This window comes from Williamwhitmania taraxaci (assembly GCF_900096565.1).
GTDB lineage: Bacteria > Bacteroidota > Bacteroidia > Bacteroidales > Williamwhitmaniaceae > Williamwhitmania > Williamwhitmania taraxaci.
In genome coordinates, this window is record NZ_FMYP01000008.1 from 38,007 (window position 1) to 59,313 (window position 21,307).

General features: G+C 41.6%; 13 protein-coding genes and 1 tRNA gene. 10 read left to right on the forward strand and 4 right to left on the reverse strand.

What is annotated here, in order from left to right; translation table 11 throughout:
- Positions 1-21 precede the first annotated feature (21 nt).
- Both BLS65_RS03435 and BLS65_RS03440 read right to left on the reverse strand, forming a co-directional pair.
- Complete coding sequence (locus BLS65_RS03435; protein ID WP_092435883.1) at positions 22-1,383, reverse strand: exonuclease domain-containing protein; 1,362 nt, start codon at positions 1,381-1,383, stop codon at positions 22-24.
- 102 nt (positions 1,384-1,485) lie between these two features.
- Entirely contained in the window at positions 1,486-4,248 is a 2,763-nt protein-coding gene (locus tag BLS65_RS03440) for a PAS domain-containing protein (protein ID WP_092435884.1), read from the reverse strand.
- Positions 4,249-4,554: 306 nt separating this feature from the next.
- Between BLS65_RS03440 and BLS65_RS03445 the strand changes: the two genes are divergently transcribed.
- From BLS65_RS03445 to BLS65_RS03455, 3 genes are all read left to right on the forward strand, one after another.
- Positions 4,555-6,693, forward strand: a complete 2,139-nt coding sequence (locus tag BLS65_RS03445) for a tetratricopeptide repeat-containing sensor histidine kinase (protein WP_092435886.1) — start codon at positions 4,555-4,557, stop codon at positions 6,691-6,693.
- A gap of 11 nt (positions 6,694-6,704) precedes the next feature.
- The gene (locus tag BLS65_RS03450; protein ID WP_092435888.1) at positions 6,705-7,451 is read left to right on the forward strand and encodes a LytR/AlgR family response regulator transcription factor; all 747 of its coding nucleotides are present in this window, start codon (positions 6,705-6,707) and stop codon (positions 7,449-7,451) included.
- Positions 7,452-7,565: 114 nt separating this feature from the next.
- A complete protein-coding gene (locus BLS65_RS03455; RefSeq protein WP_092435890.1) occupies positions 7,566-9,548 on the forward strand; it encodes a right-handed parallel beta-helix repeat-containing protein in 1,983 nt (660 codons plus the stop codon).
- Between the two features lie 298 nt (positions 9,549-9,846).
- On the opposite strand, the gene BLS65_RS03460 is transcribed toward BLS65_RS03455, so the two are convergent.
- Positions 9,847-9,920 (reverse strand) — tRNA-Asn (locus BLS65_RS03460).
- A 459-nt stretch (positions 9,921-10,379) separates the two neighbouring features.
- On the opposite strand from BLS65_RS03460, the gene BLS65_RS03465 reads away from it, so the two are divergent.
- The 4 genes from BLS65_RS03465 to BLS65_RS03480 all read left to right on the forward strand — a co-directional run bounded on the left by BLS65_RS03465 (position 10,380) and on the right by BLS65_RS03480 (position 15,108).
- The gene (locus tag BLS65_RS03465; protein WP_092435892.1) at positions 10,380-12,284 is read left to right on the forward strand and encodes a GAF domain-containing protein; all 1,905 of its coding nucleotides are present in this window, start codon (positions 10,380-10,382) and stop codon (positions 12,282-12,284) included.
- A 28-nt stretch (positions 12,285-12,312) separates the two neighbouring features.
- On the forward strand, positions 12,313-12,840 hold the full coding sequence (locus BLS65_RS03470; RefSeq protein ID WP_092435894.1) for an FISUMP domain-containing protein: 528 nt from the start codon (positions 12,313-12,315) through the stop codon (positions 12,838-12,840).
- Between the two features lie 471 nt (positions 12,841-13,311).
- A complete protein-coding gene (locus BLS65_RS03475; protein WP_092435896.1) occupies positions 13,312-13,854 on the forward strand; it encodes a hypothetical protein in 543 nt (180 codons plus the stop codon).
- A gap of 264 nt (positions 13,855-14,118) precedes the next feature.
- Positions 14,119-15,108: an adenosine kinase gene (locus BLS65_RS03480; protein WP_092435945.1), complete on the forward strand. Its 990-nt coding sequence runs from the start codon at positions 14,119-14,121 to the stop codon at positions 15,106-15,108.
- Between the two features lie 81 nt (positions 15,109-15,189).
- Here BLS65_RS03480 and BLS65_RS03485 read toward each other — a convergent pair whose 3' ends face one another.
- The gene (locus BLS65_RS03485; protein WP_092435898.1) at positions 15,190-16,131 is read right to left on the reverse strand and encodes an NAD(P)-dependent oxidoreductase; all 942 of its coding nucleotides are present in this window, start codon (positions 16,129-16,131) and stop codon (positions 15,190-15,192) included.
- Positions 16,132-16,712: 581 nt separating this feature from the next.
- On the opposite strand from BLS65_RS03485, the gene BLS65_RS03490 reads away from it, so the two are divergent.
- From BLS65_RS03490 to BLS65_RS03500, 3 genes are all read left to right on the forward strand, one after another.
- Entirely contained in the window at positions 16,713-20,255 is a 3,543-nt protein-coding gene (locus tag BLS65_RS03490; protein ID WP_092435900.1) for a PAS domain S-box protein, read from the forward strand.
- A gap of 26 nt (positions 20,256-20,281) precedes the next feature.
- On the forward strand, positions 20,282-20,731 hold the full coding sequence (locus tag BLS65_RS03495; RefSeq protein WP_092435902.1) for a response regulator: 450 nt from the start codon (positions 20,282-20,284) through the stop codon (positions 20,729-20,731).
- 164 nt (positions 20,732-20,895) lie between these two features.
- On the forward strand, positions 20,896-21,258 hold the full coding sequence (locus BLS65_RS03500) for a four helix bundle protein (protein WP_092435904.1): 363 nt from the start codon (positions 20,896-20,898) through the stop codon (positions 21,256-21,258).
- Positions 21,259-21,307: the final 49 nt, after the last annotated feature.

Here is a 21,307-nt window from a genome sequence, read left to right on the forward strand (position 1 = left end):
GTGGCTTTGGTAAGGGTTTAACTAAAAGCCGATTTTTTTCACTCCCGGAGCCGCAATGAACGATTTTATAATCGTTCGGGCATCTCGGTTGTCGGGAAAGGATTTAATGCAGTCGTGGAGCATAGAAACGTCCGAAAGGGAGTTCTTTTCGCAGAAACCCCAGCCCATAAGTTTTCCACACTCTATCTTCACTACGGTTACTTTTTCGGGGTCGGGGCCTTTGTCTAGCAAGAAGAATGAGGCTTGCGGCAAGTCCGATTTTGTTATGGCTTCGTTCACTCGCCGGTTGTAGTCGGCCGGGAGTTCCTCTCCCTTGCAGGCCCCTCGGCAAAGTCCAATCTGGTTGTGGAAACAACCTTCGGATGCGGTATAAAGTCCGCAAAGCTTTTGGCAGAGGGCAAACTCTTCCACCATACGGAGCAGGGATTTTTGTCCGGCGGCGATAGAGGCAAAAGAGGAAATTACAGTTCCCTCTTCGGGTTTTGTGCTTATCTTGAGGTTGAGGTATCCATTGGAATCGGTGGTTGCGAATAGGCTACTGCTGGTTCCTTTTCGCCGTTGAGCGCGGTTGTAAACCGGTATTTCCTGCTTGATGTTATAGGACTCCAACAGGAGTGCCACCATTTCGCTTCCGGTTATCTCCCAAGTAATATCGGCCGTGGCACTGACCATCTCCGTGTCTCTACGCGATTTTGCGCCTGTAATGTGTTGTGCTATACGGCTGCGGATGTTTAGACTTTTTCCAATGTAAATGATTTCACCCTTGTCGTTCCAGAAAAAGTAAACCCCGGTTTCGTCGGGGAGGGCTCCTAACACCGTTGAGGTAATGTTGGGGTGTAACTTTTCGCGCGACACTACACTCCCGTTAACTGGAATGATCTCTTCGCCCTTGTTCTTCTCCAATAATAGTCGAAGAAGCTTTACGGTGGCTAATGCGTCACCCGAGGCTCGGTGTCGGTCTTCGAGCTGAATTTGGAGCGATTGGCATAGGTTGCCTAGGCTGTAGGATGGAAGCCCCGGAATTAGCTTGCGGGTCCAACGAACGGTGCATAGAGTGGAGCGGTTGTAGGTATATCCCAGTCTGCGGTACTCATTTCTAACAAAACCGTAGTCGAAGGGAGCATTATGGGCAACAAAAACTGCACCTTCGGTGAGTTTAACAAGTTTTTTTGCCACCTCGTAGAATTTTGGTGCGTTAGCTACCATGGCATTGGTTATGCTGGTAAGCGCGGTTATGTATGGCGGAATGTTTGTTTCCGGATCGATAAGGGTAACTAATTCGTCTATTACGGTCTCACCATCGTACAGATAGGCGGCAATTTCAATTATTCGGTCGTGGAGGGGATTTCCACCGCTGGTTTCAATATCTACAACAACGTACATAGTATGAATGCAAAAAGCAGCCGCTGGTTTAAGTATACAACGGCTGCTCAAGTTTTTAGTTACGAATGATTTGTGGAGAATTACAATTCAAATAATCGTTAATTATCCGTTTTTTACAGCAATGCAAATTACCTTTTCAACAATGCCTTCGCTGTTGGTTACAGGTGAGTAGGTTTCGCTGAGGGTTATTTTTTTACCATTTTGTGTCCCGGTGTAGTTCCGGTTTACAACGATACCTCTTAGCAAGTCGGCCCAGAACTCCTTTTGTGCTTCTGCTGTTTCGTTCATTGCAAAGAGCTCGTTCTGGTGTTTTCCCAAAACATCAATGGACGATTTTCCAAGCAACTCCAGCATAGCATTGTTTGCGGAGATTAGGATTCCTTTTGTTGAGTAGTGGGCTACTAATGTGTTAATATTGATTGCCGTGGCTAGCGCTTTGTATTCATTATCTTGGGCTTCCACTTTTTTGCGCAGGGTGTCGGCTTCATTTGCCTTCTCGTTTGCAATTATTTCGGCTTGTTTTAGTTCCGTAACAATTTTGCTAATACCCCAAACCCCAACCACATCTCCAAGATCGTCGAATAGGGGCATTTTAGTTGTTGATACCCACTGCTCACGCCCATCGTCGAACTGTTCGTGTACCACATGGTCGAGCACGGGTTTTAGGGTGGTCATGATTTCTCGCTCCTCATTGAATGCTTTTTGAGCATGCTCCTTGGAGTGGAAATCGAAGTCGCTTTTTCCAATTAGGTCTTCGGTTGATTCGGCCTGGAATAGTTTCACCATCGATTTGCTAATTCGAATAAACTGGCTGTTATTGTCCTTGAAGTAAACAAAGTCGGGGATGTTGAGCATGAGGGCATCCAGGAGAGCTTTTTCGTGCCTCATTTGGTCTTTTAAGCTCTCTTGATCGTGCCGCTTACGCTCGGTTTCCTCTTGAATGGCTTGAAGCTCCTCTATGTTTTGGCGCATCTCCTCCTCTTGAGCAGCCAACTCTTCGGCTTGCTGCTGAGCTTTTGCAAGTAATTCGGAAGTGCGAATATTGATTTTTGCTGTGGAGATTGTTGCTGCAATACTTTCGGATACCTTTTCCACAAAGGCTATTTGGTGCTCCGAAAACTCTGAGAATCCTGCAATTTCAATAACACCGTAAATGGTTTCGTTTACCTGCATTGGAATGAGAAGCAATTCAGCGGGATTTTCTTTCCCTAATCCGGATGTAATGGAGATGTAGTTGTTGGGGACTTTAGTCATGTAGATGCGCTTCTTTTCTTGGAAGCAACGACCTATCATGCCTTCGCCCAACTCAATAGTTTTTTCCAAATACTTACGCCTATCGTAGGCATAACTGGCTGTCATTTCAATCAAGGAGTGGTCTGGATCGGTGTCGTTTATGACAAAAATTCCCCCTTGGTTAGCCCCAAGGTAGTTTACTAGATTTTGAATAATCTCGTAGGAAAGTTCTTCGATATTGTCGTTGTTGCGGCGGAGAATTTCTCCGAAGAGGGCCATTCCGCTTGTGGCCCAGCCTTGGCGTTGCTCCTCTTCTTTTCGGAGAAGTTCATTCTGGTTTGCTTCCTTTAGGCTGTGTCGCATATCGAGCAGCGATTGTCCCAATAAATCTTGAGGCCCTAGCAGCTTAAATTCTGCATCGAGGTTGCCGTTGCCAATTTCCCGTGCGAATACCTCAGCGTTGTTGAGGCCATCGATGAGGTTGTTCATGGAGTTGCCCAGCTCTTCCAGCTCATCGCCGGTGGTTATAACAACCTTTTTATCGGCATCAATATCGCCCTTGGCCATAATGTTGAGTAAATCTCGGATGGAGAGCAATGGATTTATGATGTTTCGGGCAATTAGCCAAACAACAATTCCAAGAACTCCTAGGCCAAGTATAATTACAAAAAACGAAAAGTAGAGCAAGTCAGTGGCTGGTTTCATAATCTCATCAACTGGGACGAAAAGCCCAAGAGACCAAGATTGCTTGGCTTCACCTACTTTAATTGGTCGAAGAACGGTGTAGTCGTTTCTTTCGTTGTTCTCGGAGAAAAACTCGGTACCAAAACCGTCAGTAATTCTTTTGTCGAGTTTGTGTTCAGATGTGATTTGCGGGTACACTTCCATCAATTTCTTTCCTACCAGCGATGGGTCAGTATGGGCAATAATAGTACCGTCGTTACCTATCAAGAATGCCACTGTGCCTTCATAAGGCTTTATGGTGACTATTAAGTCCTGAAACTTCGATAAAATAATGTCTACCCCAACCAGTCCGGCAAACTTGCTTCCGCTATTTATGGGCGTGCAAATGCTGGTAAGTAGAATTTCTGGTCCCTTGTTTATGGCGTATGGATATGGGTCGATAATTGCTTGCTTGTTCTCTGTTTTTATTTTGTAGTAGCTGCTGGTGAGTATGTTTCCTGCTGTATCTTTGAGTTCTACACTGCTTAAAATATCTCCATGATCTTCGTAAACAGTTGTGGCAACTCTTCCATAATCTTTAGTGTAGCCGGAATACAGAGCAGAATATTCCCAACTCATCCATGTGTAGAGGTATTTACTATTTTTCTTTTTGGCAGTACGCAATACATCGAGGTAGATGGAATCGCGCTGTGATGGCGCTAATTTATTGAAACCACTCATTGACTGAGCCATTGCACGGGTAAAGCCCAGATCGCCTTCGAGATCGGCTTGTATAAGCGCTGCTTGCTTTTCGGCTTCGAGGGTAACCGCCGCAATTGCACCGTTTACGGCCATCTGGCGAATTTTATAGCCAACAGAAATGCCTAACATAACGATCACCAATGTGCCGGTAAGGATAACCAGCACCAGCATTTTGGTGGAGAGCTTTAATTTTTTGAATGATATCATCTTCCCGAGGATTATGTTCGGTTTACAAAAAAAAGCATGATAGCGTAAGGGTTTTACTGCCCAAACTATCAGGGCGAAATATAAACAAAATTGGCGATGCAATTGAAGTTATCATCTCCGGTTAAAAATATGAAATGTTTTACTACCGTGGTGCCATTGGGCTTATTTCTTTTAGTCATTATTATCTAATGCTTTTCTTGGTAGCAAGCAGCACTCCTTGTTTCGACCATTAACGGTTAGTTTTTGTAAGGAATATATACATCTGGTTATTAATTAGTATCTTCCGTAAAATTAAAATCCTAATTGATGAAACAGTTTTTGCTTCTCAGTTTTCTACTATTTGCGCGAGGCGCCATTGCTTCACCTATCGATAGTTTAACGAGAACATTTACGGGATATGAAACCAAGGAAAATGTTGAGCGGGCCTGTAAGTTAAGCGATGCTTACATTTTTGTTTCAATAGTGGAAGCAAAGGTTTGGGCACAAAAAGCGCTCTTGCTTTCCAGGAAAGTTGGCGATAGCGAATTGTTATATCAAGTTTATAAGGCAAAGGGGATGGCGTTCTACCATAGTTCCGAGTTTGATTCTTCTCTTTATTTTATGAAGCAAGCACTACTACTCGGTGTTAATGGTAACGACAGAGAGAAGGTTGCCGCTTGCTACAATCGCCTAGGGACTATTTTTAATAATCTAGGAGAAACGGATAGCGCGACTATTTACCTGCAAAAAGCGATTGATAACTACACCAAATTAGGAAACAAAGCAGAGGCTGCCGCCAGTCAATCAAATTTAGCGCTGGCCTATTTTTATGATGGACAGTATGTAAAGTCTCTAAATAATTACTTTGCAGCGTTGGCTGTTGCAAAGGAATACAGAGATACTTCTCGGCAAATATCAACGTTTACTAATCTTGGGTTATTATACCAAACACTTGGCAATTTCCCTTTGGCTATAAAGCATTATACCGCGGCACTCTATTTGTCGAAACAGATAAATAACAAAAAGTATGTTGCTCTTATTCTGCAAAATATCGGCAGCGTATATACCGATAGTAATAAGGACAAGGATGCGCTAACTTTTTACCAAGAATCATCACAGATTTATCTCGACATGGGTGATTCCCTTAAGTATGCATCAAGCCTAATCAATATCGCCTCTGTATATGGAAACACTGGAAAAATCAACGAATCGCTGAAGATGAATCTTGGTGCACTTAGAATTGCGCAACAATATAAAGATGAATACCTTACTTCGTTATTGTATTACAATATTTCCTCTGATTATAGTGGGCTGAAAAGGTATAATCTTTCTCTTCAAAATGGACATCGCTCGTTGACAATTAGAGAAAAAGTGGACGATGCCGAAGGAGTAGCCAAAAGTAGGTTGCTGCTTGGACAGGTCTATTATTATGTGAATAATTTGAAACAATCGGAGTTTTATTTGCTCAAAAGCAATAAAATCGCAGTCGAAAATGGTTTTTTGAAAATTTCAGCTGAATCTGTGCGGGAACTTTCAACACTATATGAGGCGAAAGGCGATCTCACCAAAGCGCTTGGTTTTCTGAAAGAGTATAAGATTCTCAGCGATTCAATATTTAAAATCACTTCGGAGGAGAATTTGAATGCATTGAATGTAAAGTTTGATGTCGAGAAAAAGCAGGAGAAGATAAATAGCCTATCGGGCGAAAATGTTCTGAAGAGTAAACTTATTGTCAAACAGAGATGGCAAATATACTTTGGCAGTTTGCTTGCTCTTTTTGTCTTGGCGTTTGTGGTGTTGGCCTTGCGGCAGAATAAAACTAAGAATAAGTTGAGGGAGATATCGTTGGAGCAGCGGTTGTTGCGTAGCCAACTTAATCCGCACTTTATTTCGAATGCATTGGCTGCCGTTCAGAATTATGTAATGAAAGCAACTCCGAATGAGGCTGCATCTTATATTGGCTACTTCTCCAAGCTGATGCGCTCTACACTTGAATTTTCTATTAATGATAAAGTGTCGCTAGAAGAGGAGGTCGAGTATATCAATAATTATCTGCGCCTACAGCAATTACGCCTCGACAACAGCTTTGATTATTCAGTAAAGGTCGACCAAACTATTGATCTGTTTGACACTGAGGTGCCATCGATGTTGGTTCAACCCTTTGTAGAAAACGCAGTGGAGCATGGCGTAAAGTCTCTTGGACGTCGGGGCATAATTGAAGTCTCGTTTTCACCAGTTTCGGAGGGTGTGCGGGTTTCCGTTCTCGACAATGGAGCAGGAATGGTCGCTGCCCTTGAGAATGGTCACCAATCGAGAGCCATCGGTTTGGTTAAGGAGCGATTGATGAAAGCTTGTATTACAAGCAAGAAAAGGTTTACCTTTGAAGTTATTGATCGAAAGACTATTGATATAAACCTGACAGGAGTAGAGGTTGTTTTTGTTGTTCCAAATACTTCAAAGAAATAGTAACCAATTAGATGCCTACTTTCGCTATTATTGATGATGATTCCGCTTCAAGGAATGTGTTACAAAGTTTGCTGTGTAGCCAATATCCTGGGGCGCAGGTTTTTTCGGCCGATGGCGTTCAGTCGGGACTGCAGCTGCTGAAGAATTTGGTTCCCGATGTTGCCATTCTAGATGTTGAGTTGGCTGATGGTCTTATCTTCGATTTGCTGAAGCAGTTACCTACTATTCCGTTCAAACTGATTTTCGTTTCAGGATTTAATAAGTATGCGCTGGATGCAATTAAGTTTAGCGCCTTCGATTACTTGCTGAAGCCTGTTGTACCTGCTGAGTTCTCGGCGGCAGTATCGAAAGCTCTAATTAGTAGTGCAGGCCAATCGGAGGAATCATATCGCTTGATGGTAAATAACTTTTCGGCCGATAAGCACGAAAAAAAATTGATGCTTCGCACTGCGGATAGTGTCTTTGTGCCCACTCTAAGTTCAATTGTTCGATGCGAAGCCGATTGGAGTTATACCACTTTTTTTCTGCACGATAAAAAGAAAATACTGATCACGAAAGCCATTAAAGAGTATGAGGAGTTGCTTTCGGGGTATGGCTTTATTCGTGTTCACCAGAGCCATTTGGTAAATATCGATTGTGTAGACCATTTCGATAAGCGCGATGGCGGGAGTCTTGTGATGGTTGATGGCTCCACCGTACCTGTTGCAAGCCGTAAGCGCCAGCAAGTTCTCAACGAACTAGCCAATATAAGTCTTTAGCGCATCTATGAATTAACTTAGCGCATCTCGAAAAAATACATGCATATCTATTAATAGCCTGAGGGTGGCCTTGCAATGCAATATTTTTGCCACAAACCCATAAAAAATCAGACTATGAAAAAGATTATTACCATTACAACAATGCTTCTATTGGGGCTCGTTGCTTTTACTTCTTGCGAGAAAGAAGAGGAAAAACCTACAGGAAATGGGGAAGGAGAGATTCTCTCGTTTTCATTTTCGGGAATAACCGGCGCAACTTCGTCGATTGATAAAGAGTCAAGAGAGGTTTATGTATTTGTTCCGGCCGGAACTTCATTGGTTGCGCTAGTTCCTCAGATTACCTTATCGGAAGGTGCAACGGTGGCACCAGTGTCCGGTGCAACTCAAAATTTCTCATCTCCGGTAAACTATGTGGTGAAAACTTCGAAAGGGGAATACGTCACTTGGGTGGTTTATGTTCTTGTAGGAGCTGCTAATGATGTTGTAATTGTGAACTCTAACATTACAACAAATACAACATGGCTCTCTACTAATAGCTACATTGTTGAGGGGACCGTCTACGTTGATGCCGATTTGGTAATTCAACCCGGAACATGGATTCGCTTTAAACCGGATGCCGAATTGGTAGTTGGGCAGAATCAAAATGGTTCGTTGCTAGCTGAAGGCAATCCAACGCAAAAGATTCATTTTACCGCGTTCGACGTAAATGCAACTCCCGGGAATTGGGCCGGTCTTCGATTTGAAACATCGAACAAATCATCAGTATCTTCTCTAAAGTACTGCATTGTTGAGCTGGCTGTTGTTGGAGTAAACGTTTACAATACCTGGTTGAAAATAGACAACTGCTTAATTCAGAAGATTCAGACCAAGGGCATTGATATGAGCAATTACAATCACACTGCTTCTGCCCCCGATATTACCGCAAATGAAATTAAGGATTGTGGAGACCATACCATTATCACAAACAGTAACAGTGTTCACTTTATTGATCCCAACAACAAGTTGACCTCGACCACAAAGGGTGTTGAAATAGTAAACAATTATTCGTTAGCGAGTGCAACATGGAAAAAGCTTAGCGTCCCATACTTCGTCAATGATTATGTTCGAGTGAATGGCAGTTTAACGATGGAGGCCGGATCGGTATATAAGTTCTCTTCAAGTGGTGCTATTGAGTTTGGTGGAAACAACAACACAACCGTTATTGCAGAAGGAACGCCAACCAACCCAATTACCTTTACTTCAGCCGCAACTTCACCAACGGCAGGGAACTGGATTGGACTATATTTTGGCGATAAAACCCAACCAAACACTGCAATGCGCTACTGTATTGTTGAGTATGCTGGTAAAGATAATGCATCGATAATTGTAGAAGGCTCTTCTATTGCAATGACCAACTGCACTATTAGAAATGGAAATAACTATGGAATTGATTTGGCATATAGTGGTTTAGTAGGACAGTTTGTGGCGTTTACTAATAATATAATTTCCAATATTGCATCACATCCAATTAATATTTATGCCGAAGCAATTTATACTTTAGGCATAAACAATGCAATTACAGCAGGCACAGGTTTTGGTATTCGTGTGGATAATGATCATAGCGCTACTAACTTCCAAAATAGAACATGGGAAAAGCAAATTGTTCCCTTTTACATGGAAGAGGGTTTGTATGTGTATGGATCGCTTACTATAAAAGGCGGTAATACCTTCCTTTTTAACAGACAGGGTCTGTTCTTCACGGTTGGCACTTACTCCGGTGGAATAGTAAGCACCTTAAAGTTAGAAGGAACTGCATCCGATCCTATTAAGTTTAGTTCTGCCGCTGCATCACCCGTAGCCGGTAACTGGAGTGGTATATTATTCCTAGGTTCTGCGTCGGCTTGTTCAATGAGTTATACCACCGTAGAGTATGGTGGATATGATAGCTATTATCTTGGAAATGTTTCAATAGAAAATAGTGCAGTAACGATGAATAACTGCAACATTAAAAATTCAAGCCACTATGGGATTTATACCATTGATGGAGGCAGCTTTAATGGTAGTGGCAATACTTTCTCAGGAAATGTTTTGGGGAATACTTTCAACCACGTGAAATAGTTTCAGATAGGTTATAGGTTATGTGAGGCAGCCATTCTTTGGCTGCCTTGCTTTTTTTAAAAACAACAATACTCTTTCACATGTCAACACTCACCGGAATCTAAAAATATTACCAGGCCTTTATCCAAGGATCCGATGGATCTGCACAGTGATTGGCTATTCTGATGCGGGTTGGAGACGCAGGAACGGGGAAACTACTGCAATTATTTTGGTTGGTGATACCCATGTGCGACGTGGTTGTCAATGATATGGATGGGTATGTAAAAAGGAAAAGCCCTAACTTTCGTTAGGGCTTTTGCTCCTCTTTTAGGACTTGAACCTAAGACCCCCTGATTAACAGTCAGGTGCTCTAACCAACTGAGCTAAAGAGGAATGTTTTCCTGTTATTGCGTGGCAAAAGTAGCAGGTTTTTTTATATCCTGCAAGAGGTGCTGGAAAAAAACCGTAAATATTTTGAATTTTTTCTATTCGCGTTGCTTGTCGCTGTTGGTTTTTAAGGCAAAAATCCCAAATACACACTCTGGTTTGTATGTGTAAATTTCAGATTACCAACGCTTCGTTTCCTTAATACTATGCGGTGGCTTGTCTTATTTGTTTTTTTGGTAAGAGCAATAATTTTTTCAAAAAAAATCACAAGCGAGATTGTGGGTTCAACTGAATCTTTAGATTATGGCACTGGAATATGCTTTTCTGAATGACATGGATTTTTTCAGAATTGGAAATGGTCGAAAATACAACCGCGCTACACCTATTTCTTCTTAAATCCTTAATGTTGGCTTAAAGCGATAGTGGGGTTTTGGAAATACTTTTGTCTATCCTAAACCAAATCCGATGATGACTATCTTAAACTATCTTTTTAAGGATAATCCAAAGCGAAAATTGCTGGCGTTTGCCCTTGTGTTTGTTATGATTGCTGCCGCAATAGGGTTGTATGTGGTTAACTCCATTTCGAAAATTAATAGGGCGTATCAGCTAACGGCGGAGGTGCAAAAAGCGCTTAACCTTGTTAACAAGGCCGACCTCGATAAGAAGGAATTTCTGCAGGCAGCGCTTTCCGGCGGGGGAGCATCAACCGCTGTGTTAACAAAGAACCAATTCGATACTACGCTCTTACAGGTAAAGAATATTATTACCAACCAGGTTATGAGTTCGATACTGAGTAGTAGTCAGGAGGTGGCAGTGCAGCAAATCTTAACCGATGTAGCGAAATATAAGGCAATGTTTCATAGGATTATCAACCTTAACACGGTTAAGGAAAATCCTTCCACCGGCCTTACCAATCAAATGAACGTTGCATTGCAGGCGGTGGAGTTTAGCGATTTGCCGGTAAACATGGTTCCCGTTGTTTTCCTAAAAAGATGTCAGGCTGATTTTGAGGAGAAGCGCGATCTGCGCTTTTTTCAGAGTTTCCAAGAGGAATCGGCCCTGTTTCTTTCGGATGTTGAATCGTTTAATGTAACTACATCGGCAGCGAGCCTCAGCAAAGAGACGTTGTTAAAGAACATGAGGGGTTATGTGAGCACCTTTGAAAAGATTGTTGGAATAGAGAAGGAAATTGGGTTGTCCGATAAGGATGGGCTTAAGGGCAAGTTAGCTGCTACGTTTCAAGCCCTCGATGCCAATATGAACCATCTGAACAAGATTATTGAGGCTAGGTCGCTATCCATTGCCGAGAGTGTTCGCTACTCCATTGTGTTTCTATTCTTATTTATAGTTGTTGCCATTGTTTTAATACTTCGATACTTCATACGGCAGGTCTATAATCCGCTAATTGAAATTCAGCGGTCGGCCGACCAAATTGCGCATGGCGACTTGAACATCAACCTTGAAAAAATTCGAAAGAATAACCTGCTTAAGGAGATTGTTGGAACCTTTGGGAAGATGGTGAACAAGTTGGAGATTACCCTTCACCAAATAGAAGAGATTGCCAGACTCAACCTCAGTAACGAGATTGAGTTAAGTTCCGAAAAAGACATGATTGGGAAATCGTTGGCCAACGTTCAAAAGCAACTTTACAAGTTTACAGAGGATGAGCGACTTGCCAAGTTGGAGGATGAAAAGCGCAGTTGGGCAACCGAGGGGCTGGCCATGTTTTCGAACTATCTTCGCGGCAATGGTGACCTAAAGGGCATCTCGCAAAGCATTATTTCAAACTTGGTGAAGTATTTAAAGGCCAACCAGGGCGGGTTGTACATTGTGAATATCGATGAGGAGGGAACGAAGTATATTGAACTCATGGCCTGCTATGCCTATGATCGACTTAAGCATATAAATAAGCGAATAGAGGTAGGTGAGGGGCTTGTTGGCCAATGCTATTTTGAGGGGGAGAGCATTTACATGAATGACGTCCCCGAAAGTTATGTGAAGATATCCTCGGGTCTTGGCGATGCAAATCCAAGATGCATCCTAATCGTTCCTGCCAAGATTAATGACAAGATAGAGGCCATTCTCGAAATTGCCTTATTTATTGAGCTAGAGGCGTATCAGATAAGTTTTGTGGAAAAACTGGCCGAGAATATCGCCAGTACCATTTGGAGTATTCAGGTCAACGAAAAAACAAAGCGGCTCTTGCAGGAATCTCAATTTCAAACCGAGGATATGAAGTCGAAGGAGGAGGAGATGCAGCAAAACATCGAGGAGATGGCATCCATTCAGGAGGAGTTGAACCGCAAGGAGAAATACTATCAGGCTCGCATTGAAGAACTGGAGATGGGCCTTCATGTTAAGTTGAACTAATTGTAATTATTCGTAATAACATAAATTCATGAATCGAATTTTCTATTCCGCTTTGTTTGCTATGCTTTCGTTTGGATGCACTGGCATAGTTACGGCTCAAGATTTTGAAACGATTAAGATTGGCAGTCAGGTTTGGATGGCCAAAAATTTAAGCGTTGAGGTTCCCGGCAGTTGGTGCTACGACAACAACCCCGAAAATTGCAAAAAGTATGGGCGGCTCTACACCTATGAGGCTGCGCTAAAGGCTTGCCCCAAGGGTTGGCACTTGCCTTCGAGTGCCGAGTGGTCTGTTTTAGCCAATTTTTTGGGCGGCGAAGATGTGGCCGGAAAAGCACTCAAGATTGGCGGTAAGTCAGCGATGATGCTGCCCTTGGGTGGTAATCGTATCCAATCGGCTGGTTTTGGGCTTGTTGGTACTTATGGCAGCTACTGGTCCTCCACGAGGTACGACAGCACCCATGCATGGTATATGTATATCACCGACAAGAATGATTACATCACCTTGACTTACTTTACTACCGCTTATGGATTTAGCGTGAGATATATTAAAAACTAGTTGAGGCCATAATAGCTATTTTTTGTATCGCTGATTCCTCTTATTGATTAGCCCTGCTGTTGCTGGACGGGAATCTGTTTTATCGGCAGGCGTCTCTATGTCTTGCTTTTATTTCATCAAAGTTTCAGGTGAAAATTGGCTTTGCCATTTTTGTCTAATCCTCTAAATTTGAATCAATGGCTTGTTTTTGGCGTTTGTCTTTTTCGTAGAATTGAAACTTTATGCCACAGGGAAATGAAGATTAACTGTTTGATAGAGAAAAAAATGTTTTATATTTACTGTCTTTTTCAAAATTGGCTGATTTTGTTGTCTTTTTTTGGATTCTCAACGGAACGCAAAAACAAAGCACTGTTGGGTGTTCTGTTTTTGGTCAATTGACTTGAATAGAGTTGGTGTCGCTTACGACATTTGAGATGGAAGTAAACTTAACGGGTTGTGTAATTTTAATGTTGTAATTATTTTTCTTTAATCATGGACAAATCAACCGAAGGCGTAACGTTAGTGGCAGGTGCCATTGAGGACGTTTTAAAAAATTACCAAGATAAAAAACAGGATTACAAGGAGCTTTTTGATCTGGCTGCTGGCTTTGATTTGGCAAAACCGACAAATAAGATTCCTATTGATGTCTACATTAAGATGTGCGATTGGATTGAGAACAAACTTGGGAAGTTTAACCTTATTCGGATTGGGCGGAATATTGGGACGTCGACCTACGATACCATGGTCACCAATAATATGATTGCCGGAAAAAGTTCGCCCATTGAGGTGATGAAGGCGCTGATTATTACTGCCCATAAGGGTGTTCAGGACCCCAAAAAGCGCGGTTGGGAAATTGTTAGCCATACCGATAAATCTATCCTAATGCGGAAGACTCAGAACTTTAACGCAGTTATGCAAGTTGGGCTACTCGATGCACTTATAAGAAAATCAGGGGTTTCTGGTGTTCGGGTTGATCTTAATAAGGAGGTGCGCAACGGAGCGGATTTTGATGAGTATTTGATTTCTTGGTTGTAACCCGATTCAAGAGTGAGTTGGTGGGCCGATGATCAAAATAGTTGAATCATCGTCAAAATTATAACAGGATATTAACACCTCATCGTTACTGATAATAGTTCATAAAACTCTTATTCTGCTTGGGAAGCGGTCTGCCAGAGTAGTTGAAATGAGTTTCGGTATTCCTGCCTTGAACCAATGAATTTATGAAAAAGCGCGAAACGGTTTTTTCTTTAAGGGGATCGGTTTACCTTTGTGCGTTTTTTGATAATGAATGTTGCAGCAATGAACGGAGAGGTTATTGGCTTAGGGAACGCGTTGGTAGATTTGCTTACTTCGCTTGAAAACGATCATCTTTTAAGTGTTTTGGGTTTACCAAAAGGGAGCATGCAGCTTGTGGATGAAGAGGCCATGGAGCGAGTGCTAAAAGCAACCAGCGGCTTAAAGCGCACACGTGCTAGTGGTGGCTCTGCTGCCAATACCATAAATGGGTTGGCTATGCTCGGGGTGAAAACCGGCTACATTGGTAAGGTGGGCCGAGATGAAACCGGAACGTTTTTCAAAAACGATTTAATTAAATCCCAGATTAATCCCATTCTCCTTGAAGGCAATGCACCTTCGGGTGTCGCTATTGCGCTAATCAGTAAGGATTCGGAGCGGACATTTGCAACCTACCTTGGCGCTGCTATTGAGTTGTTGCCAAGCGATCTTACGAAGGAGATGTTCCATGGGTATAAATACTTTCACATCGAAGGGTATCTTGTTCAAAACCAAGGATTGGTTCGTCGGTCCATGGAGTTGGCTAAGGCCGAAGGGTTGAAGATTACCCTCGATTTGGCGAGCTACAACGTGGTGGAGGGAAACCTCAGCTTCCTAAAAGATGTGGTTGAAAAATATGTTGATATAGTATTTGCTAACGAGGAGGAGGCTAAAGCCTACACAGGCATGGAGCCTGCCGATGCGGTGGTTGAGATTTCGAATAGTTGTGAAATTGCAGTTGTCAAGGTTGGTAAAAACGGATCGTATATCCGCGCCAATGGTATTACCCACAAGGTGGAAGCGGTGGAAGCAAAAACTATCGACTCTACTGGAGCCGGTGACCTTTACGCGGCCGGATTCATTTATGGTTTACTGAAGAGTTACCCGCTCGATATTTGTGGCACCATCGGGTCTATCTTGGCTGCTAACGTGATTGAGGTACTTGGACCAAAAATGGACGATGTGCGTTGGGCCGACATTCACCACCTTGTGAAAAGGGCGGTGGAAAAGAGGTAAACGGTTATTCGTACTTACGATATCGGGGTGTTCGTTACAAACGACACCCTTTTTTATTACTGGTCCCCCGTTCCTTTTATATCATACTACATTCATTGGCTTTCCATTTAGCCAGCCAACAGTATTCTCAATAATTATCTCGGAACGAATATCAATGGCCTCATTGGTGGCGAAGCCAATGTGGGGCAGAAGAATGGTGTTGGGTGCATCCATCATCGGGTGCGCTTTTTCAAGAGGAGGCTCCTTTTCGTAAACGTCGATGGCGGCACCAGTAATGGTTCCGGCTTTTAACGCGGCAGCCAATGCGGGAATATCCACCACGTTCCCTCTTGCGGTATTTATGAGCAGTGCCGATGGTTTCATCATTTGGAATGATTCACTGTTTATCATTCCTGTGGTTTCGGAATTGAGCGGAACGTGTAGCGAAACAATATCGCTCTCCACGAGCAACCTGCTTAATGATACCTGAGAAACTCCGGGTATGTTTTTTTTACTTCGATTGTATGCCAATACTTTGCACCCAAAGGCCAGTGCCAGTGCAGCTACTCGCTCTCCGATAGCTCCAAGTCCAACAATTCCAACTGTTTTTCCCGAGAGTTCTCCGCCAAGAAACCCCTTTCTGTCCAATCCGGAGCGTAGGTTTCGCTCCATCTCCACTGTTTTCCTCAAGAGGGAGATTGCACTGCTTATGGCTAGTTCGGCCACGGCATTGGTGGAATAGCCGGCTGCGTTACATACGGTGATGCCAAGTTCCTTGCATGCGGTTTTGTCCACATGGTCGGTGCCAGTAAAGGCTATGTTGATAAACTTAAGTGCAGGGCATTGCCGGATAACCTCGCCCGGTAAAGGTAGGTTGCTGATAATTACAACATCGGCGGCTTTTATCCTCTCGAGCAGCTCGGTATTGCTATCTGGGCGAGTATTGAAAAAAGAGAGTGCGTGTCCATGCTCTTCGAGGTGGTTCTTGAAACGATCCAATTTCTCGGTGGTTAGACCAATGGGCTCGGCGATGGTGATATTCATGGCTAATAATTTTGAAGAGCAACAAAGATAGCTGATGTACACCAAAATAAAACTATGAAGGAATCAAGGATTTCGCGTTTAACATTGTAAGAATTCAACTCGCAAGTCTATCTTGGGTTAACTCCATTAAATTGATTTGGCATCAATTGCTCAGAGAAATGAGGCTGAATGAACTGGATAGTCTTTCGGGGCGTTGCCAAAATTTAAAATCTCTTTTTTTCATCGATTAATTTTTTTTTAATACGCGACTATACATGTTAATGATTTGATATTTAGCAGTTATTTGCGTTGTGGATTGTCGTATATAAGCTCTTTTCGGTATCAAAAAGGTTCTGCTATTGATTATTGTTTATGGCTTTCATACCTTTAAGAACAAAAATATATCGGCTATGAAAAATTGACCTTTATTCGTTGTATTATTTGTTCGCTTTGCCAAGTATGGCTTTGGGCAAGAGTTTACGGTGAAGATTGTTGCCATGCTTGATATTCTGGTTTACGATTGAGTGAGGAATCTTTCTGGATTTTGGCAAAAAATTTGGCCTTGAGAACGCATTACTAGTCAATTAATACCACCTTTTCGAATGAAACATAAACTTCAGGATTTAATAGACATCAAGCAGTTTCAATCGCTTCAGGATATGATGAATGAAGTGTATTCCTTTACAACTGCAATACTCGATTTGGAAGGTAATATTCTCACTGCTTCGGGGTGGCAGGATATCTGCACTAAGTTTCACAGAGTGAACCCCGAGTCCTGTAAAAAATGTGCAATTAGCGATTCGTATATTCTCAGTCATATTCACGAAGCCAATCCCGGCGTTCGTTACAAATGCATGAACGGAATGTACGATTATGCTTTCCCCATTATAATCGACGGAACTCATTATGGCAATTTTTTTACGGGACAATTTTTCTTCGAAAAACCCGATGTTAAGTTTTTTATAGATCAAGCCAAAAAATATGGATTTGACGAGGTTGAATATCTGCAGGCATTAGAAAACGTACCTGTAATTACCGAAGAACGATTGAATAGTCTGACTCTGTTTTTAAAAGAGTTAATTCAAATAATTTCTAGTGTTGGGTTACGAAACATAAAGCAAACGGAAGCGAATAGTGCTCTAATAGAATCGCAGGAATTGTATCACGATCTGGTTGAAACCGCTCAGGATCTTATTTGGCAAGCCGATGCCGATGGGAGATATACTTATCTTAATCCTGCATGGGAGGACGTATTTGGATACAAAATTGAAGAAATGATTGGTAAAAGGTTTGTTGATTTTCAAACCAAAGAATGGGCCGACCGTGATTTAAAGGAATTTGAAAGGCTTTTGGACGGTAATACAGTTAAAGGATTGGAAACAGTTCATCTCGGGAAAAATGGAAAAGAAATTAGATTGATTTTTAATGCCAAACAGGTACGTGATATAAATGGAAAAATTAGCGGTACCAGAGGCACAGCTTTTGATATTACTGAGCGAAAACAGGCCGAAGAAGCCCTCGCACAAGAGAAACTTTTTATCGAAGCTCTTTTGGAAAGTCTTCCTGGATATCTTTATGTCTATGATGATCAGGGAAATCTGATCAGATGGAATAAAAAACATGAAACGATGACCGGTTATTCTGCGGAAGAACTGTCTCACATGAATATCTCGAAATGGTTCGAAGGCGATGATGCAATTCGGGTAGCGGCGTCAATTGAAGAGGTTATGACTACAGGATATGGCGAGGTCGAAGCGAATCTGCTGATTAAGGGTGGTGGAAAACTTCTAGTGCATTCAAACGGTGTGCGGCTGAATTTAAATGGGAAAACATACTTTACTGGGGTCGGTCTTGATATCACCGAACGCAAACAAGCGGAAAAAGCCCTTATAGAAAGTGAAGTGTTTTTGAAACAAACACAGGAAATCTCTAAAGTGGGTGGCTGGTCATACAATGTAGTAAGTGGTGAATCCAAATTTACTGATGAGATCTATAAAATTTATGGACTGCCAATAGGGTCTCATTTCGAAACTGAAGAAGGAATGAAATTTTATCATCCTGATGAACGTGAAATTATCACCGATGCATTTTCAAAAATCATCACCGATGGCAAAGCCTACGACCTGGAGATGCGATTTGTAAATGCAAGCGGGGAAAACCTTTGGGTAAGAACAATAGGGGAGCCTGTATTTGAAGGTGGTAAAGTTGTTAAGATTAACGGAATCTTGATGGATATCACTGATCGTAAGCAAGCGGAAGATAAATTAATTGAAAGCGAAAGCAAATACACATCTCTTTTTGCTTCTATGAATGAAGGAGTAGTTTTACACGAAGTGATTTATGATAATAAAAATAAGGCAGTCGATTATCGAATTATTGATTTGAATCCGGCATTTGAAATGCAAACTGGCATTCAGGCTGAAAAGGCGAGGAAACAGTTGGCAAGCGAATTTTATGCAATAACCCCGGCTCCATATTTAGATATTTATTCAAAAGTGGCTAATACACGAGAACCCACTGAATTTGAAACCTATTTTCCACCATTAAATAAACACTTTAGCATTTCTGTTTTTTCGCCCAAAAAGGGAATGTTCGCCACTGTATTTACCGATATCACAGAAAATAAGCTAAACCAGGAGCGATTAGCAAAAAGTGAAGTCCTATTCCGTACTGCCTTTGAAAATTCGGCTGTAGGAATGTGCTTAACAGCAACCGATGGCAAGTTTTTAAAAGTGAATTCAAAATTGTGTGAGATGCTTGGGTACTCAAGTAAAGAATTGCTTAATACTACATTTCAGGAAATTACACACCCCGATGATATTGATAAAAGCAATACTTCGGTGGCAAAAGCGGTTGATAAGCAATCAGATGTTTTTCGTTTCGATAAAAGATATATCTGTAAAAATGGGGCAGTTATTTGGACAGAAGTTTCAGCTTCACTATTAAGAGATCATGATGGTAGATCGCTCTATTTTATTACACATATTGTGGATATTACCGAACGTCATAGAGCAGTGGTGGCCTTAAAAAACCGTGAAGATCGGTTAAGCGCTATTATACGTGTTGCCCCAACAGGAATTGGCTTAGTTATTAATAGAGTGCTCATTGAAGTTAATGATGTTTTATGCAATATGCTTGGCTACAGCGCCGAAGAACTTATTGGTAACAATTCACTTCTGCTTTATCCGGATAAAGCAGAATATGAGTATGTTGGCGTGCATAAATATGAACAGATTAAAGAAAGAGGCACTGGCACTTTAGAAACCAGATTTAAAAAGAAGAATGGCGAAATAATTGATATTTTGATGAGTTCTACACCTCTGGATATTTGCGATCTAAAACTAGGGGTCGCATTTACGGCTTTAGATATTACCGAAAGAAGAAAGGCCCAATTAGAAATTCAAGAACTCAATAAAGATTTGGAACATAGAGTTACTATACGAACACAGGAGTTGGCAGACTCGAATAAGGAATTAGAGTCTTTTGTCTATTCTGTATCGCATGATCTCCGGGCTCCTTTGCGATCGATAATGGGTTTTTCTGAAATTATTTCGAGAAGACACTTCTCCAGTTTAAATGAAGAGGGAAAAGAATACTTTGGATATGTTTTGGCAGCAAGCAAAAATATGGCAAACCTCATTGAAGATCTTTTGCGTTTCTCGCGGCTTTCAAAAAAATCCGTTGATAAAGAAACAATAGAGATGAACGGTATCGTGGAACAGGTTTTGCAAAGCCTGAATGAAGATATTTTACAGAGTAACGCTAAAATCGTTGTTCCCGCTGATCTGCCAACAGTGTATGCCGACCGATCTTTGCTCGGTCAAATTTTATCCAACTTAATTTCAAACGCTATTAAATATCATCGAAAGGGAGTTGATCCTGAAATAATTATTGATGTTGATAAAAATGAAGAAACCAGCATTATTAAAATTATTGATAATGGACAAGGTATTCCGAATGAGCATCATGAGAAAATATTTAATATCTTTCAGCGCTTACATTCAAGCGAAGAATATCCGGGAACCGGAATCGGATTGTGTATAGTTAAAAAAGCGGTTACGTCGCTTGGTGGAAAAATCGCAGTTGAATCGGAACTGAATAAAGGGAGCACTTTTTCTGTTGAGCTTCCAAATTCTTTACTGTAGTTTTAACTTTAAGAAGAATCTGTATTATGGACAAAGAAGCATTAATACTGTTGGTCGAGGACAATAAAATGGATGTCGCACTCACACTCGATGCATTTCGTGAAGCCCGATTGGACAATAAAATTCAAGTTGCACATAATGGTGAAGAAGCACTAGAATATCTTTTTGGTGAAGGAGATTTTGCCGATCGCAATTCTTATCCCCTGCCAAACATTATTCTTTTGGATTTGAAAATGCCTGGTATTGATGGATTCGAGGTGCTTAGAAGAATAAAAAAAACCGATGGAATAAAACGAATCCCGGTAATAATACTAACATCATCGAAAGAAGAAGGCGACAGAGCTATGAGCTATGATCACGGAGCCAATAGTTATTTAGTAAAACCTGTATCATTTGATGATTTTTTGGAAGTTGTAAAAAAAATCACCGATTATTGGATTACGTTGAATGTTGAACCTCCGATGAATGGGAAATAGTGGGCAGTCCGCAGTCGGGCAGTCGGGCAGTTGGCAGTCAGCAGTCAGCAGTCAGCAGTCGGCAGTCGGCAGTCGGCAGTCAACAGTCAGACTGGATACTGTAGACTGAGAACTGAAGACTGGATACTGAAGACTGAGAACTGTACACTTAAAAACATCACAACATGAGCAGTTTTAAATCTTTGATCGTTTATAAAAAAGCTTTTACCTTAGCAATGGAGATATTTGAAATTACAAAAGGTTTCCCTAAGGATGAAATCTATTCATTGACAAGCCAAATTAGGAGATCATCCCGATCAGTTTGTTCAAACATTGGTGAGGGATATCGAAAACGACGTTATGAAGCACATTTTATAAGTAAAATGTCTGATTCGGATATGGAGAATAGCGAGACACAAGTTTGGTTCGATTTTTCAATGGCGTGTAAATATATTACGATTGAAACGTATACCGATCTCACCCAAAAATCAGAAGAAATTGGTAGACTATTAAATGATATGATAACGAATCCGGGGAAATACAAGTAACAGTTGGCAGTAGGCAGTAGGCAGTCCGTAGTTAGCAGTAGGCAGTCCG

What these genes read in the sequence shown, in the direction of transcription:
- BLS65_RS03435 (WP_092435883.1), bottom strand. Translation starts at nt 1,383, where the DNA reads ATGTACGTTGTTGTAGATATTGAAACCAGCGGTGGAAATCCCCTCCAC.
- BLS65_RS03440 (WP_092435884.1), bottom strand. Translation starts at nt 4,248, where the DNA reads ATGATATCATTCAAAAAATTAAAGCTCTCCACCAAAATGCTGGTGCTG.
- BLS65_RS03445 (WP_092435886.1), top strand. Translation starts at nt 4,555, where the DNA reads ATGAAACAGTTTTTGCTTCTCAGTTTTCTACTATTTGCGCGAGGCGCC.
- BLS65_RS03450 (WP_092435888.1), top strand. Translation starts at nt 6,705, where the DNA reads ATGCCTACTTTCGCTATTATTGATGATGATTCCGCTTCAAGGAATGTG.
- BLS65_RS03455 (WP_092435890.1), top strand. Translation starts at nt 7,566, where the DNA reads ATGAAAAAGATTATTACCATTACAACAATGCTTCTATTGGGGCTCGTT.
- BLS65_RS03465 (WP_092435892.1), top strand. Translation starts at nt 10,380, where the DNA reads ATGATGACTATCTTAAACTATCTTTTTAAGGATAATCCAAAGCGAAAA.
- BLS65_RS03470 (WP_092435894.1), top strand. Translation starts at nt 12,313, where the DNA reads ATGAATCGAATTTTCTATTCCGCTTTGTTTGCTATGCTTTCGTTTGGA.
- BLS65_RS03475 (WP_092435896.1), top strand. Translation starts at nt 13,312, where the DNA reads ATGGACAAATCAACCGAAGGCGTAACGTTAGTGGCAGGTGCCATTGAG.
- BLS65_RS03480 (WP_092435945.1), top strand. Translation starts at nt 14,119, where the DNA reads ATGAACGGAGAGGTTATTGGCTTAGGGAACGCGTTGGTAGATTTGCTT.
- BLS65_RS03485 (WP_092435898.1), bottom strand. Translation starts at nt 16,131, where the DNA reads ATGAATATCACCATCGCCGAGCCCATTGGTCTAACCACCGAGAAATTG.
- BLS65_RS03490 (WP_092435900.1), top strand. Translation starts at nt 16,713, where the DNA reads ATGAAACATAAACTTCAGGATTTAATAGACATCAAGCAGTTTCAATCG.
- BLS65_RS03495 (WP_092435902.1), top strand. Translation starts at nt 20,282, where the DNA reads ATGGACAAAGAAGCATTAATACTGTTGGTCGAGGACAATAAAATGGAT.
- BLS65_RS03500 (WP_092435904.1), top strand. Translation starts at nt 20,896, where the DNA reads ATGAGCAGTTTTAAATCTTTGATCGTTTATAAAAAAGCTTTTACCTTA.